Source organism: Ulvibacterium marinum (genome assembly GCF_003626755.1).
GTDB classification, from domain to species: Bacteria; Bacteroidota; Bacteroidia; order Flavobacteriales; family Flavobacteriaceae; genus Ulvibacterium; species Ulvibacterium marinum.
Window position 1 is genome coordinate 361201 of the sequence record NZ_RBCJ01000004.1, and the last position, 16385, is coordinate 377585.

At 42.0% G+C, this 16385-nt stretch carries 11 protein-coding genes and 1 tRNA gene; 8 read left to right on the forward strand and 4 right to left on the reverse strand.

The window, feature by feature from the left end; translation table 11 throughout:
• Positions 1-2: 2 nt before the first annotated feature.
• The 3 genes from pdhA to porV form a co-directional block, all read right to left on the reverse strand.
• Positions 3-1001 carry a pyruvate dehydrogenase (acetyl-transferring) E1 component subunit alpha gene (pdhA, locus tag D7Z94_RS20730; protein ID WP_120713536.1) on the reverse strand — a complete coding sequence of 333 codons (999 nt, stop codon included), beginning with the start codon at positions 999-1001 and terminating at the stop codon, positions 3-5.
• 191 nt (positions 1002-1192) lie between these two features.
• Positions 1193-1675 carry a cytidine deaminase gene (gene cdd, locus D7Z94_RS20735; RefSeq protein WP_120713537.1) on the reverse strand — a complete coding sequence of 161 codons (483 nt, stop codon included), beginning with the start codon at positions 1673-1675 and terminating at the stop codon, positions 1193-1195.
• 93 nt (positions 1676-1768) lie between these two features.
• Positions 1769-2917 carry a type IX secretion system outer membrane channel protein PorV gene (porV, locus tag D7Z94_RS20740; protein ID WP_120713538.1) on the reverse strand — a complete coding sequence of 383 codons (1149 nt, stop codon included), beginning with the start codon at positions 2915-2917 and terminating at the stop codon, positions 1769-1771.
• Between the two features lie 422 nt (positions 2918-3339).
• Here porV and gldJ point away from each other — a divergent pair, with 422 nt between their 5' ends.
• The gene (gldJ, locus tag D7Z94_RS20745; protein WP_120713539.1) at positions 3340-5010 is read left to right on the forward strand and encodes a gliding motility lipoprotein GldJ; all 1671 of its coding nucleotides are present in this window, start codon (positions 3340-3342) and stop codon (positions 5008-5010) included.
• Between the two features lie 71 nt (positions 5011-5081).
• The gene (locus tag D7Z94_RS20750) at positions 5082-6359 is read left to right on the forward strand and encodes a UDP-N-acetylmuramoyl-tripeptide--D-alanyl-D-alanine ligase (RefSeq protein WP_120713540.1); all 1278 of its coding nucleotides are present in this window, start codon (positions 5082-5084) and stop codon (positions 6357-6359) included.
• Between the two features lie 41 nt (positions 6360-6400).
• Here D7Z94_RS20750 and D7Z94_RS20755 read toward each other — a convergent pair.
• Positions 6401-6475, reverse strand: a tRNA-Val gene (locus D7Z94_RS20755).
• Between the two features lie 208 nt (positions 6476-6683).
• On the opposite strand from D7Z94_RS20755, the gene D7Z94_RS20760 reads away from it, so the two are divergent.
• The 6 genes from D7Z94_RS20760 to D7Z94_RS20785 all read left to right on the forward strand — a co-directional run bounded on the left by D7Z94_RS20760 (position 6684) and on the right by D7Z94_RS20785 (position 16192).
• Positions 6684-9899 carry a DUF1553 domain-containing protein gene (locus tag D7Z94_RS20760; protein WP_120713541.1) on the forward strand — a complete coding sequence of 1072 codons (3216 nt, stop codon included), beginning with the start codon at positions 6684-6686 and terminating at the stop codon, positions 9897-9899.
• Between the two features lie 87 nt (positions 9900-9986).
• Positions 9987-11450 carry a DUF1501 domain-containing protein gene (locus D7Z94_RS20765; protein ID WP_245967270.1) on the forward strand — a complete coding sequence of 488 codons (1464 nt, stop codon included), beginning with the start codon at positions 9987-9989 and terminating at the stop codon, positions 11448-11450.
• Positions 11451-11475: 25 nt separating this feature from the next.
• A complete protein-coding gene (locus tag D7Z94_RS20770) occupies positions 11476-12537 on the forward strand; it encodes a twin-arginine translocation signal domain-containing protein (protein ID WP_120713542.1) in 1062 nt (353 codons plus the stop codon).
• Between the two features lie 31 nt (positions 12538-12568).
• Entirely contained in the window at positions 12569-13939 is a 1371-nt protein-coding gene (locus D7Z94_RS20775; protein ID WP_120713543.1) for a c-type cytochrome domain-containing protein, read from the forward strand.
• Positions 13940-13951: 12 nt separating this feature from the next.
• Positions 13952-15121, forward strand: a complete 1170-nt coding sequence (locus tag D7Z94_RS20780) for an alpha-hydroxy acid oxidase (RefSeq protein WP_120713544.1) — start codon at positions 13952-13954, stop codon at positions 15119-15121.
• Positions 15122-15208: 87 nt separating this feature from the next.
• Positions 15209-16192, forward strand: a complete 984-nt coding sequence (locus tag D7Z94_RS20785) for a carbohydrate kinase family protein (protein WP_120713545.1) — start codon at positions 15209-15211, stop codon at positions 16190-16192.
• The last annotated feature ends 193 nt before the right edge of the window (positions 16193-16385 follow it).

Here is a 16385-nt window from a genome sequence, read left to right on the forward strand (position 1 = left end):
AACTATAGTTTATGTTGTACAAATGGATAGTCTTCCTGTTCGTAGACCATATCATATAATTGATTTACAGGCGGGTATTCCGATTCCTCTGCAAATTTTTCACATTCCTTAACCTTGTCCTTTACCCGTTTATCAATCTCTTTAATCTGGTCTCCCGTAGCATAGTTCTTTTCCTTGATAACATCCAGAACTTGGGTAATGGGATCTATCTTCTTATATTCTTCCACCTCATCTTTGGTTCGATAGTGTTGTGCATCGGACATGGAATGTCCTCTATACCTGTAGGTCTTCATTTCCAAAAAGGTAGGCCCACCTCCACTTCTGGCCCTTTCAATGGCCTTGTTCATCTCCTTTGCCACAGTAACGGGATCCATTCCATCCACGGGGCCACAAGGCATCTCATAACCCAATCCAAGCTTCCATATTTCCGTACTATAGGATGTACGTGCCACCGAGGTACCCATGGCATATCCGTTGTTCTCGCAAACGAAGACCACTGGAAGTTGCCAGAGCATAGCCAAATTAAAACTTTCGTGCAAAGAGCCCTGTCTTACCGCACCATCGCCCATATAGCACAAGGTTACGGCATCTCGTTTAAAATACTTATCCGCAAAGGCCAACCCTGCTCCTAGAGGTATCTGTCCCCCTACAATTCCGTGGCCGCCATAAAACCGATGCTCTTTGGAGAAAATATGCATGGAACCCCCCATTCCTTTTGACGTACCGGTAACCTTACCATAGAGTTCAGCCATGACTTTTTTAGGGTCAACGCCCATTCCAATAGGCTGCACATGGTTCCGATAGGCCGTAATCATCTTATCCTTGGTAAGATCCATAGCATGTAAAGCTCCAGCCAATACCGCCTCTTGTCCATTGTACAAATGAAGAAACCCCCTGACCTTTTGTTGGATGTAAACAGCTGCAAGTTTATCCTCAAATTTCCTCCAAAAAAGCATGTCCTCATACCATTTCAGATAGGTTTCTTTAGTTATTTTTTCCATTAACCGATTTTTTTATTGAAACTCCAATCAATCAAATTCCAATTTTTTAGAAAATAATTGGAGTATTGAAAGAAAAACAAAAATACACATATAAATGAATGGATAAAAAAAATTGAAGCAAAAGGCAATTGCTATCGGATACATGGAAATTTCCATGACTCAGACTTCAATTTATCGGAAAAAATGAATTCTTATAAAAAGGAAGTATCGAAAGCCAGGGGAAGAATATCAGCAATGGAGGCGCACCTTATAATTTGTCCTACTTCGCCCATTAAAAAAAGTTCAATAGGGCTCTTCTGTCGCACTTCATATTCCGATATGGATTGTCTACAATTGCCACATGGAGCCACAGGTTTATCAACGGTGTGCCTTTTTGAGGCTGCCGATATGGCTATGGATCTGATAGTCTCCCCCGGGTATTTGGCCCCAGCTTGAAATACCGCAACCCGTTCTGCACACAGGCCGGAAGGAAAAGAGGCATTTTCTTGATTATTGCCAATCACCACTTTTCCATTGTTCAGGAGAACCGCTGCACCAACCTGAAAATTGGAATAAGGTGCGTAGGCATTTTTCCGAGCTTCTACCGCCTTTTTTATTAATTCTTTACTCTCTTGGGAAAGTTCATTAAGGGAGTTGAACACCTGCAATTCAAAACATACTTTTTGTCTTTTCATAGGTAAGGGTTGATATGGACTTCCAATAAAATTAACAAAACCTGCTCAAAGGCAGGTTTTGTTAGATTACTTATATGTAATGAAAACTAATTTTTAATCGTTAAGGTACTCCTCGCCTAAGTTGAAGGTAAGTGAAAACCGCAAGGTATTTTCCAATGGATTTCGTACTTGGGAAGTGGAGAATAGATAAGATAAATCTATCTGGGCAGCTTTAAACCGGAATCCCGCACCCAGGGTAAAGAACTTTCTAGAACCTTTTTCCTCACTTTCATTAAAGTATCCCGTACGCACCATAAATGCATTCTGATATACGTATTCGGCACCCAAGGCCCAGGTAAACTCCTTTAGCTCTTCGCTAAAACCATCCGGAGCATCGCCAAACGATTCAAAAACACCATTAAAAAACCCGATGTTCTGGTACTCATCATTATCCGCAGAATCCACATCGCCATCACCATCAAAATCCCGGGGTGTTGGTACCAAAAGTTTATTGAATTCAGAAGTTAGACCTATAACATTATCTTGATCAAGGATAAAATCAAATCCAAATCCAAATTTTAGGTTGGTAGGCAAAAAATTTTCCTGTCCACCCTCATCGTATTGTATCTTACCTCCTAAATTAGAAATATTGAAACCGGCTCTCCAACGTCCATCAAACTTATCATATGCAATTTCTCTTGATCGATAAAAACCTGCAATATCAACGGCAAATGAGCTAGCCGCTTGTGAGTCCACATCACCTTGTTGGGGCAATCTGAGATTGGAACGTATAAATCTACCTCCTACCGCCATGGAAAAAGTCGGGCTCAATTTTAGGGAATATGATCCATCCAAAGCCAGTTCATTGGGTTTGGCCAAAGTTCCAGGGTCATTGGCAAACTGCCTTAGTTCTATCTCCCCCAGAGTGAAATAACGCAAACTAAGGGCAAAGGCACTTTGGTCACTTATTTTGTTATAAAAACTAGCGTTCAAAAGGGATATATCGGTTATTATACTTTCCAAATAAGGAGTATAACTTAAACCAATACCCATTTTACGTTCTGCAAAGGCAAATTTTGCCGGGTTCCATTGCTGGGAAAAAGCGTCCGTAGAAGTGGCCACCCCAATATCCCCCATACCCGCGGACCTAGCATCTGCGGCAATGGTCAAAAAAGGAACCGCAGTGGTAATAACCCTTTGGTCTTGCTGGGCCCACGTTTTACAAACAATTGCAAACAATACTAGTAAGGCTAATTTTTTCATCTCTTAACAATCTGGATTTTATTAATAAATGTGCCCCGACCTAAAAAACTTTCACATCGTATTCACACTTAAACGGGGTTTTTAAGAATATCTTGTATGGAAAGGGAAGAATTTTAGGTTTGATTTATACTAACCCCTCAGTTTTCCTAAAGGGCATCAATGATTTCCATCAAACCTGTCAGAATATCCCGTATCGCGAAAAAGAATAACAAAGTCCATACTATAACAAACATTACTTCGTTATGGTTTTAGAAAATGCTTGCGGCTCATGGGTCACACTTTCGAAAATATTTTTTTAGTGATAAAATATTATGTGCAAAACCTCGTTTTATTAGCCAAAAAGCAACCATTTTAATAAATCAAAAGACCTGTTGATATTGCTTTACGGCGATTTAACAAATTGAACTCAAGTCCTAATTATGATGAAAAAACAGTTTTTAAAAATTGTACTTTCCTTTGCGGTAATCGCAGGAGGCTTTACAGCTACTAGTTGTAAAAAATCCTCGTCCTCCTCCAAAAATGTATCAAGAGCTACAGGCTGGAAGATAAACGCCAAGGAAGGCGGTTTCCAATACAATACGGATTTTAAGGAGCAAGAAACCGCTCCAGGTCTTGTTTTTGTTGAAGGAGGTACTTTTACCAAAGGAAAAGTTCAGGATGATGTAATGCATGATTGGAACAATACACCTACTTCCCAACATGTTCAATCCTTTTATATGGATGAGACCGAAGTGACCAATGTAATGTACTTGGAATATCTGGATTATTTAAAGAGTGTTTATCCTCCAGAGAATCCAAAATATTCCAATATTTATACCGGAGCACTTCCGGATACCTTGGTATGGAGAAATAGGTTGGGATTCAATGAGACGATGACGAACAACTATTTGCGACACCCTGCTTATGCGGAATATCCTGTTGTAGGTGTAAATTGGATACAGGCCACGCAATTTGCAGAGTGGCGAACAGACCGTGTGAATGAAATCATGTTGGAAAGGGAAGGCTATTTGGCAAAGGATGCAAAATATCAAGCTGTAACCGGCGAAGTGGAAGGTACTTTTAGTACCGAAGCCTATCTCAATAGGCCGGAATCCGTTTACAATGGACAAATTGATTCGTTGCAGGGCAACAAGAAAAAAGATAGTGTTGCCAACTACGCTAAAAGAAGTAGTGGTGTGATTATGCCCGAATATCGCTTGCCAACGGAAACAGAATGGGAATATGCCGCCCAAGCCAACCAAGGTTCCCGGGAATATAACAACTACCGAGGAAGAAAAAAGTATCCTTGGGAAGGTGACTATACCCGAAATGGACAACGTGTCGGCCGTGGTGATCAATTGGCAAATTTCAAACAAGGTAAGGGCGATTATGGTGGAATTGCTGGATGGTCCGATGACGGTGCCGACATTACTGCGGAAGTGAAGTCTTACAAACCTAATGACCTTGGCCTATATGATATGGCCGGTAATGTAGCCGAATGGGTATCCGATGTGTATAGACCTATTGTGGATGACGAAGTGAGCGACTTTAACTATTATAGGGGAAATATCTATATGAAAACAGCAATTGGCGAAGATGGAAAGGTAAACATATTAAGAGATTCCATTGTTTATGATACGTTACCTAACGGTAAAATCGTAGCTGTAAATCTTCCTGGAGAGATTGCCATGGTTCCGGTTGATGAAAAAGAAACGTATCTAAGAACCAATTTTTCGAAGAGTGATAACAGAGGGTACCGAGATGGTGACCCAGGTTCTTCTCGATTCTTTGATCGCTTTAGTGACGAAGAGCAGGAAGAAGACGGCAAAAAAATGTACAACTCTCCCAAACACAAAGTGGAAAGGGACTCGACAGGAAACCTTATCCGCCAGTATGATACATCCAATAACAGAACTACATTGATCAATGATGAGGTTCGTGTTTACAAAGGGGGTTCCTGGAGAGATCGGGCCTATTGGTTGGATCCAGCCCAGCGAAGGTATTTGCCACAATATATGGCCACGGATTATATCGGATTTAGATGTGCGATGTCCAGAGTCGGATCAAAGTCCAAAACAAAGAACAAGACCCCAAGAGGCAAAAAAGTGAAATAAAACAGCATAGAAGCATAAAATTCATAGGAAAGTCCCGGCAATTGTGCCGGGACTTTTTTTATCTTCGATTTATGCAAATAAAAGACCTACACCAACACTTTCTTGATTTTCCCAGCGTGTCAACGGATACGCGAAAAATAAATGACAATTGTATATTCTTCGCCTTAAAGGGAGATAATTTTAATGGCAATACATATGCGGAAGAGGCCCTTGAAAAAGGAGCTGCATTTGTTGTAGTCGATGAAAAGGAATACGCAGTATCCAATAGATATATTTTGGTAGATGACGTCTTGAAAACGTTGCAAGATCTGGCTAACTACCATCGAAACTACTGTTCGGCCAAGGTCATAGGTTTAACAGGGAGCAACGGCAAAACCACGACTAAAGAGTTGATACATGGTGTGCTTTCCAAAAAATATAGGACCATAGCTACGCAAGGCAACCTTAATAACCATATTGGAGTGCCATTGACTTTGCTTTCTATACAAGAGGACACCGAAATTGCCATTGTGGAGATGGGGGCCAACCATCAAAAAGAAATTGCTTTTTTGAGTGCGATAGCCCAACCGGATTTTGGGTATATCACGAATTTTGGAAAAGCACATCTGGAAGGCTTTGGTGGTGTAGAAGGTGTCATAAAAGGAAAAAGCGAATTATACGATTATTTACTTGCGAACCATAAATCGGTTTTCATAAATGCCGACGACCCTATTCAACTGGAAAAACTGGGAGGTTATATTCAAAAATATGGTTTTAGTACGCAAAATCAAGCATATTATAAAATTGAATCCCTAGGTGCCGATCCCTTTGTGCAATTGAAGGTGGAAGATATGGTAATTAATACCCAATTGATCGGGGTCTATAACTTTACCAATTGTGCCATTGCCATTTGTATGGGCAAATATTTTAATGTAGACCTCCCGTCCATAAAGAAGGCCATTGAAGCCTACACCCCAGAAAACAATCGCTCTCAGATTATAGAAAAACATGGATCGACCATCATTTTGGATGCCTATAATGCCAATCCCACTAGCATGCAAGCGGCCCTTGAAAGTTTTGAGGAGACGGGCAAGAACCCAAAAATTGTCCTTTTAGGGGACATGTTCGAATTGGGAGAAGCCGCCGGAGAGGAACATCAAAAAATTACGGATATAGTTTTGGAAATGGATTTGGAGGATGCCTATTTTATTGGGGAAAATTTTTATTCCACGCAAACCTCCTTTCAGAAATTCAATTCGGTCGATGAAATCGTGAGTTTTTTGAGAAGTAATCCGTTACCCAAAAATAGTACCCTTCTCATTAAAGGATCAAGAGGTATGGCATTAGAACGATTGTTGGATTTTATTTAAAAAAACTCGCAACTCTCCAAGTACGAAGAACTAACACTATGTGGGTCATATTGGATTCGAACCAATGACCTCTGCCCTGTCAAGGCAGCGCTCTAAACCAACTGAGCTAATGACCCATTTACCGACCGCTAAAGGTAAAACATATTTCGGATACGCAAAACTCAAAAAACAGTGCATCATCCGTGTAAATCTTAGTATAAATCACATTTCTATATATATAGTACAATATATGCTCAAAATGACAAAAGATATGATCAACTCATAGTAAATACGCAAGAATTCAATTAAAATAATGTATTTTTAGTGGTTGATATGAGAGGTGTTATGTTGATTTTTAGATTTCTCCCCCTGTGTTTTGTATTGATCCTAACGTCGTGTTCCGTTGATGTTCCAGAAGACGTGGAAGAAGCATACACCAAGCTTCCCGAAACTATTGATTTTAACTTTCATATTAGACCGATTTTATCCGATCGCTGTTACGCCTGCCATGGTCCGGATGAGGCTTCTAGAAAGGCCGATCTCAGGTTGGATTTGGAAGCAGAGGCGTTCCGTAAACTGAATAATGGAAACTATGCATTTGTTTCCGGAAAACCGGGGAAAAGCGAAAGTATTGAAAGGATATTGAGTAATGACCCAGAAATTACCATGCCGCCCCCAGAATCCCATCTATCCCTGTCAGCCACTGAAAAGGCAATGATTATCAAATGGATCGAACAAGGTGCGGAGTGGAAGCCTCACTGGGCATTCGCCAAACCCGAAAAGCCCAATTTACCAAATACCAATGGTGTTTCTTGGCCCGCCCATAATGCCATTGACACATTTGTGCAGCAAAAATTACAGCTAGAAGGTTTTGATCCATCCCCGGAAACCGAAAAGGAACGTTTGTTACGTAGGGTTACTATAGATCTAACTGGATTACCTCCTACAATTGAAGAAATCGATGCCTTCCTTAAAGATACTGATCCAAATGCCTATGAAAAAATAGTGGATCGATTGCTCGCCTCCGATGCCAATGCCGAACGTCTTGCCTTGGATTGGATGGATATTTCCCGTTATGCCGATTCCCATGGACTACATGCCGATGGTTGGCGGTTGATGTGGCCTTGGCGCGATTGGGTCATCAATGCCTTCAAGGAAAATATGCCCTATGACCAGTTTGTTACATGGCAATTGGCCGGTGACCTCTTCCCTAATGCAACCAGGGAACAAAAATTGGCAACCGCTTTTAACCGTAACCATCCGATGACTGCCGAAGGCGGGGCTATTGAAGAAGAGTTTCGTCTCAACTATGTCTGGGATCGCACAGAAACCGTAGGCACCGCACTCTTGGGGCTTACTGTGGCCTGTGCCCGGTGCCATGATCATAAATTCGACCCCATTTCCCAAAAGGATTATTTTCAAATGACCGCCTTTTTCAATAATGTAAAGGAATTGGGTATGACCGGTGATGATGGCAATTATGGACCCATGCTCTCCCTACCCGATACCGACACTGAGAAAAAGTTGGCTTCCCTTGAAAAATCAATACAGGAAAAAGAAGACCAGTTAAAATTCACCAAAAAGGAGTTGGAGGATTTGGATATCTACATGAAAAAACTACCCAAGGATTTCAAACAAAAAGGAATTCTCGGATATTTTCCCTTTGAAAAATTGACAAAGAACGGTGGAAGCAAAAAAGGATATATCGTTGATGGAAATCCTAATGTGACCACCCGAGAAGCACCCAAAATCACAAAAGGTAAAAAAGGAAAAGCGTTTGAATTTACCGGTGAATACGACGAGGTACATTTAAACAATATTCCTAATTTTGAGTGGACCGATGAATTCTCAGTGGGTCTTTGGCTCAACACCACCAAAAGGGAAACAGGGAAAACCCAGACCCTATTGGGCACTTCCGGTGAAAAGAACAGTTTTTGGCGCGGTTGGGATTTTTATTTGGATAGTCTTAATCACCTTAATGCCAGATTAATACATTCTCTCCCACACAACTATATGCATGTTAGGTCTAAAGATTCCATTTTAAAAAATGAATGGCGACATGTGGCTTTCACCTATGACGGTTCTGGCAAGGCAAAAGGATTGCAGTTGTTCATGGATGGAAAAAAGGTAGAGACTACGGTGCCCTATAATCGATTATATAAATCCATCAAAACTGTGCAATCCGCTACTCATGTTGTTTTCAATAAACCGGTACGGGTGGCCAAGAGCTATCGGTCTTTTACGGGGGAAAACGGAATCTTTAAAGGTAGATTGGATGATGTTTATGTATACTCCAGGCAACTCACTCCTCCAGAAATAGCCCAATTGGCCATGAAGGATGGCACCTCTGGAACACCGGATAAGGAATGGGCGGCTGCGTATTGGATCGATCAGACACCGCAAGTCGAGAAAATTGAAAAACAACTAAAAGCGCTTAGAGGGCAATGGCTTTCACATATGATACCCGTAATGGAGGTCATGGTAATGGAGGAAATGCCCGAAGAAAGGCCTGCTTTTGTGTATAATCGTGGCGATTACACACAACCTATTTATTCCGTGGAAGCTACTACTCCGGAAGTTTTGCCCGAATTTTCCAAGGATTATCCAAAAAATCGATTGGGATTGGCCCAATGGATTTTTTCTGAAGACAATCCGCTAACGGCCAGGGTGACGGTAAATCGATATTGGCAAGTGTTATTTGGGAAGGGACTGGTCAGTACTCCAGAGGATTTTGGGGTTCAGGGAGCCTTGCCCACCCATCCCCAATTATTGGATTGGCTAGCGACTACTTTCGTAGAAAGCAATTGGGATGTGAAGGCGTTACTCAAAACTATGGTCATGTCCCATACGTACAGACAATCCTCGGAGGTTTTACCTGAAATGCGGGAAAAAGACCCTAATAATATTTACCTGGCGCGAACAAATAGTTACCGACTACCCGCAGAAATGATCAGGGACAATGCTCTGGCCGCCAGTGGGCTTTTGGTTCAACAAGTGGGTGGCAAAAGTGTTAAGCCTTATCAACCAAAAGGTCTTTGGATCGAAAAGAACAGTTTTTCGCATATTTTATTGAACTACAAGGAGTCCGAAGGGGACAGTCTTTATCGTAGGGGCTTGTATACCTTTATTAGAAGGACTGCACCACATCCCGCAATGACCGCTTTTGATGCCCCGTCCAGGGAAGTCTGCACGGTAAAGCGTGAAAATACGAATACTCCCTTGCAAGCTTTGGTTTTGATGAACGATACACAATTTGTAGAAGCTTCAAAAGTATTGGCGGCGCGAATGCAAAAGGAAGGTGGGGTTTCCCTGGATGATCAAATTGCCTATGGATTTCGGTTGGCCGTGAGTCGCTCTCCCAAAAAGGAAGAGACATCAGTTTTAAGGGAACTATACGAAGCCCAGTCCAAAAAATACAAAGCCAATCCAAAAGAAGCCCTTAAGCTTTTATCCGTAGGAAGAAAAGAATTGGACGATTCATTAGATAAAAATAAGACAGCAGCTTTGACCATGGTAGCCAATACCATTCTTAATCATGACGAGGCCTATATGAAGCGATAAAATACCAATTTTAAATATTGATTTTAAGCTCGTGCTTTTTAGACTTGACACTTGAGTTTGAAACTTGAATTAAAAAAATTGTAAACCATGTGTACCCACAATCATAACAAAAACTATACGCGAAGAGATTTCTTGACCAAGACCACTTTGGGAATGGGGGCACTTTCCATGGCCTCCATGTTGGATCCCACAGGGATGTTTGCAAAAAACACCCCTTTGAAATCGTTATCCGGAAATGGTGGTGGCATTCTTGGCCAACCCCATTTTCCTCCCAAGGTGAAAAGGGTTATTTATCTTTTTCAGAGTGGTGCACCATCACAGTTGGACCTATTTGATTATAAGCCTTTGTTGAATAAAATGAATGGGCAGGATCTGCCCGAAAGTGTACAACAAGGACAACGACTTACCGGAATGTCTTCGGGCCAGGCCTCCTTGCCCATTGCAGGTACTATTTTTGATTTCAAACAACATGGGCAAAGTGGAGCATGGATGAGCAATTTAATGCCGCATACCTCAAAGGTGGTGGACGATCTCTGTTTTATCAAATCGATGTATACCGAAGCCATAAACCACGATCCGGCCATTACTTTCTTGCAAACGGGATCACAATTGCCTGGCAGGCCCTCCATCGGTTCTTGGGTAAGCTATGGCCTTGGATCGGACAACAAAAACCTCCCTGAATTTGTGGTGCTTGTTACCAAAGATAAATATGGGCAACCTTTATATTCCCGATTATGGGGAAATGGTTTTTTACCTTCCCAGCATCAAGGGGTTCAGTTTAGGGCTGGAAAGGATCCTGTACTTTATTTGACCAACCCTCCCGGTATTGATGGGAAAAGTAGACGTGAACAATTGGATCATCTCCAGAAACTGGAAAAAATAAACCATGAGGATGTCGGTGATCCGGAGATTCTAGCACGCATGGCACAATATGAAATGGCCTTCCGCATGCAGACATCCGTTCCGGAAATCATGGATACCAAGGACGAACCGGATTATATTTATGACATGTATGGCGAGGATAGCCGTAAACCCGGAACTTTCGCCGCCAATTGTATTTTAGCAAGGCGATTGGCCGAACGCGATGTAAAGTTTATCCAATTATATCACCAAGGATGGGATCAGCATGGTAATCTGCCTAGCGCTATTAAAGTACAGTGCAAAGATACCGATCAGGCTACCGCGGCCCTGATTACCGATTTAAAGCAACGTGGTATGTTGGAGGACACCTTGGTTATCTGGGGCGGAGAATTTGGCCGAACCAATTATTCCCAAGGGCAGTTGACGGCAACCAACTTTGGTCGGGACCATCATCCAAAATGCTTTACTATTTTTATGGCAGGTGCCGGAATAAAAAAAGGGATTACCTTAGGGGCAACAGATGATTTCGGTTACAATGTGGTACAACGACCGGTTCATATACATGACTTTCAGGCCACCTTAATGCATTTGTTAGGAGTAAACCATGAAAAACTGACCTTTAAGTTTCAGGGGAGGAGATACCGATTGACCGACGTCCATGGAGAGGTCGTCAATGAAATACTGGCATAAAGACAAGGATACTAAATAGAAGAAAATGAAAACAATCAATACCAAGCGAAGGGATTTTTTAAAAAAAACGGCGCTGGCCACTGGTGCCGGCTTAGTGGCCCCAAGTTTTACTTTTGGGATAACCCATTCAACCAAGAATTTAGGAGATACCGTAGGGCATGGAAATTTCAAATATCGTGTGGATAAGGAATGGGGTATTCAAGATCCTTCCAAAATACCGGTAAACGATTGCCATGAAATGGCCATGGACAGCAAGGGGCGAATTTTTATGACCACGACCGGCGCTAACAATAATAACATTTTAATCTATGATACTTCCGGAAAAGTGCTGGACTCCTGGGGAACGGACTTCCCAGGTGCCCACGGATTATCCATAGCCGGAGAAGGTAGTGATCAGTTCCTTCTCATTACCGATCCGGAAACCCATAGCGTTCATAAAACGGATTTAAAGGGTGAAATTCTCATGACCTTGAAACGGCCCAAAGAAGTTTCCGGTTATACCCAGGACGACCAATTTAAACCCACAGAAACTACTGTACTCCCAAATGGTGATTTTTATGTTGCCGACGGCTATGGTGAAAACTATATCATTCAATACAACGCCAATGGAGAATATATCAGGCATTTTGGTGGAAAGGGAGAAGGTGACTTAAAATTCAATTGTTGTCATGGTATTACCGTAGATTCCAGACAGCCCGATAAACCGACCCTATTGATTACTTCACGCGCTAGTCAGGAATTTAAACGATTTTCATTGGAAGGCCAACATTTGGAGACCATTCCATTACCGGGATGCTCCATTTGCCGACCGGTTATCCACGGTGAAAACATATATTTTGCGGTGATCGTGACAAAAACTTGGGATAGCTACGATGGTATGATTGCGGTATTGGACAAGGATAATAGAGTGGTATCATTTCCGGGAGGAAGCATACCCAAGTATAACAATGACTTACTAATGAAACCGGAATACGATAACCAGACCTTTAGAAACCCTCATGATGTTTTAGTGGACAATGATGGTAATCTATATGTGCCCCAATGGGCCTCGGGAAAGACCTATCCTATCAAACTACATCGTGTATAATAGTATATTGCCAACCATTAATTAATTCTTTATGATTGCATTGGAATTTTCTACTTTTTTAGGCCGTTTTCATCCCCTATTCGTGCATTTACCTATCGGTTTTTTGTTTTTGGCCATTTTATTGGAATGGTATGAAAAGTTCAAAAAAACAGAAAAACAAAGTCGCCTTGTGCCCATCGCATGGTTTTTAGGAGGAGTTAGTGCTGCAGGGGCCGCTTTAAGCGGATGGCTTCTTGCAGATACCGGTTTATATGAAGAAGATCAACTGTTTGCACACAGATGGTTAGGTATTGCTTTGGTCGTCATCTCTTTCGTTGGCTGGTGGATAAAAAGCAGGCCCGAAAAACATACCAAGTTAATACATAATGGTTTCAACATTTTGTTGCTGGCCCTACTTTTTGTAGAAGGCCATAAAGGTGGAAACCTCACGCATGGGGATGAATATTTGGTGGAATATGCTCCGGAATCCATACAAGGAATACTGGGTGTTTCCAAAGCAAAGGATTCCTTGCCAGAATTGGGAAATCCCGATTCTGTATTGGTATATAACGATTTGATAGCGCCTATTTTCGAATCAAAATGTGTGGCCTGTCATAGTGACGAGGTCCGTAGAGGTGGTCTTAACATGGCTTCTGCCGATTCATTGCAGGTTGGCGGCGACGATGGACCGGTAATCGCTCAGGGTAATCCAAGTGAAAGTGAGCTTTTCAGAAGAATTACCCTTCCTCAAAAGAGTATAAAATTTATGCCTCCTACCGATGATGTATTGACCTACGACGAGATAAAAACGGTGGAATGGTGGATTGAACAGGGAGCTTCTTTTGAAGCTCCGGTATCAGCCTTGGAGGTAGCCGAAAATATGAAACCGGTGTTGCTTCGGCGCTATGGTCTCAATACGGAACCTAGGCCTTGGTATGAAACTGTACAGCTTTCCCCTTTGGATAGTGCGCAAATATCGGCTCTTCGAGAAAGTGGGTTCACCGTAAAATCATTGGGAGCGGAAAACCCGCTATTGGATATCAAATTCTCCGGTACCGATTTGACCCAAGGGCAATTGGCAGAGCTTGAAAAAGTAAAGGATTATGTTACTTGGCTTTCCTTGGCACGAACCAACGTAAAAAATGAGTGGCTGTCCGTAGTATCCCAATTTCCAAACCTCACTCGACTCCAATTGGAAAAGACAACTATTTCTGATGAAGGTGTGGCACATCTCTCAGGTCTAAAACATTTGGAGGCCCTTAATCTCTATGGCACCAACGTGACCGATTCCTGTTTGGCCGACCTTCAAAAACTGGAAGGTCTCAAAAGGGTTTATTTGTGGGGAACCAAGGTCACTCAAGCCAATGCCAAATCTTTGCAAGAGGGCAAGGAGACCTTGGAGGTGATAATTGGCGAAAGCTAGATTTTTCCATTCATGGCAAAAAACAAAAAGGAAATACGATACCACTCACAATATCCTTCGATAGAGGATTTAAGGACCAAGGCAGAAAAAAGAATTCCACGCTTCGCTTTTGAGTATCTGGATGGTGGTTGCAATGAGGACATTAATCTCTATAAAAACACATCGGACATTCGGGATGTAGAGCTCCTTCCCTATTACCTCACTGCCCACACGGAATCCAACATGAAAACCGAGCTTTTTGGTCATATCTATGATGCCCCTTTTGGTGTAGCACCTGTTGGCCTGCAGGGCCTTATGTGGCCCAACTCCCCTGAAATATTGGCCAAGGCAGCCTTTGAGCACAATATACCTTTTATACTGAGTACCGTTAGCACCAGCAGCATAGAACGAATTTCAGAGCTCACTGAAGGCCGAGCATGGTTTCAATTATACCATCCTGCGGAAACCTCGGTTCGTGATGATATCTTAAAAAGAGCCGAAGCGGCCGGATGTCCCGTCTTGGTAATTTTATGCGATGTTCCCACTTTTGGCTTTCGTCCAAGGGATATACGGAATGGTCTGGCCATGCCTCCTAAAATGTCCGTCAATAATATTCTCCAAATATTGGGTAAGCCAAAATGGGCCTATAATACGTTACTTCACGGACAACCCAATTTTGAAACCTTGAGGCCCTATATGCCAAAAAACCTGAATTTAAAGCAATTAGGAAAATTTATGGACCAAACCTTTTCGGGAAGGTTGAATGAAGAGCGTATCAAACCTATCCGAGATATGTGGAAGGGTAAATTGGTACTGAAAGGTGTTGCCAATGAAGCTGATGCCGAAAAAGCGGTCGGACTGGGATTGGACGGAATTATTGTATCTAATCATGGTGGCAGACAATTGGATGCCGGAGAATCCACCATAAAACCGTTGACCCGAATTGCCAAAGATTATGGGAATAAAATAAAAGTTATGATGGACAGTGGCCTTCGCTCAGGTCCAGATATCGCACGTACCATGGCTAGTGGGGCCGAATTTACCTTTATGGGTCGTTCCTTTATGTACGGTGTCGCCGCCTTGGGCAAACAGGGAGGAGACCATACCATTTCACTTCTAAAAACTCAGTTACAACAAGTTATGGAACAAATTTGTTGTGAAGATGTAAAGGATTTTCCAAAGCACTTGATTTCGAAATCCTGACCTGTTCGTAGATACCATTCAGTAGATACGCAATTCATCAAGATTTTCCTTATATTTAGGTATATCGCTTTTATTTAAAATCAGTATATGTCCAAGTATAATGTTGCTGTTTTAGGTCCAATTCCAAGAGATCACATCACCACACATCGTGGAGAGGTTATTGAAAAATATGGTTGTGCTACCCATACGGCCATTGGCCTTGCCAAATTATTAGGTGATAGTGGCACTGTATTTCCCGTTTCGCATGTACGCAAAAAAGATGAAAAAGCGATAAAGGAAATATTAGCGGAATACCCAAACATCAATGCGGACCATATCACTTCCGATCAGGATCAAGGCGATGTCATAAGCCTAAAATTCGTAGATCAAAATAACCGCTTGGAAAGACAGACCGGGTTTATGAACCCGATAATTCCTGAAGACATTGAGCACCTTTTGCATTGTGATGTTTTTGTTTGTGTGCCCATTACCGATTATGAGATTCCTTTGGAAACTTTAAAATATATAAAAGAAAACAGCAAGGGCACCCTAATATTCGATGCCCATGGTCCTACCAATACGGTAACCATTACCGGCGACAGGTTGATCAAATTTTGGATAGATCGCGATCAGTGGCTACCCTACATCGATGTACTTAAAATGAATCTGGAAGAATCAAAATGTTGTTGGTTCGAAAAGGAATACGCACCGGAAAGCCTCGTCCACATTAATGACGAGAACACAGATCATCTTCCGACCTTTGCACAACATGCATTGAATCATGGCATAAAATCGTTGATAGTGACACTGGATTCCAAAGGTGGCGCCGTATTCTTTAAAGAGGATGGGGAAGTAAAACAAGAAATAGTTAAATCTATACGTGTAGAACATGTTGTGGATACCACCGGTTGTGGCGATTCCTTTGCCGGCGGGCTTGGGTTCGGTCTTCTGGAAAATCCTACGGATTATGCAAAAGCTACCAAATATGCCAATGCTTTGGGAGCACAACGTACCCAAGGAAGGGATTTCAGTGTCTTTAAGTCCAAAAAGGAAACTGACCAAATGATTCTGGATAACTACGGGAATATTTGATTGGTTTTCTTGGTAGTTTTTGATATTCATCCCGGATAATATAGTAGTCGCTTGTTAAAAGTTGACTTAACCTTCAACCTAGCCAAAAATTGTTCTAACAACAAGTAAAAAAAGTTGTAAGCGACCATTCCTTAATGTCCCGGTCTAAAATCCTGTAAAAAAGCAATCTTCCAAAAGAATATTTTCCAGAATT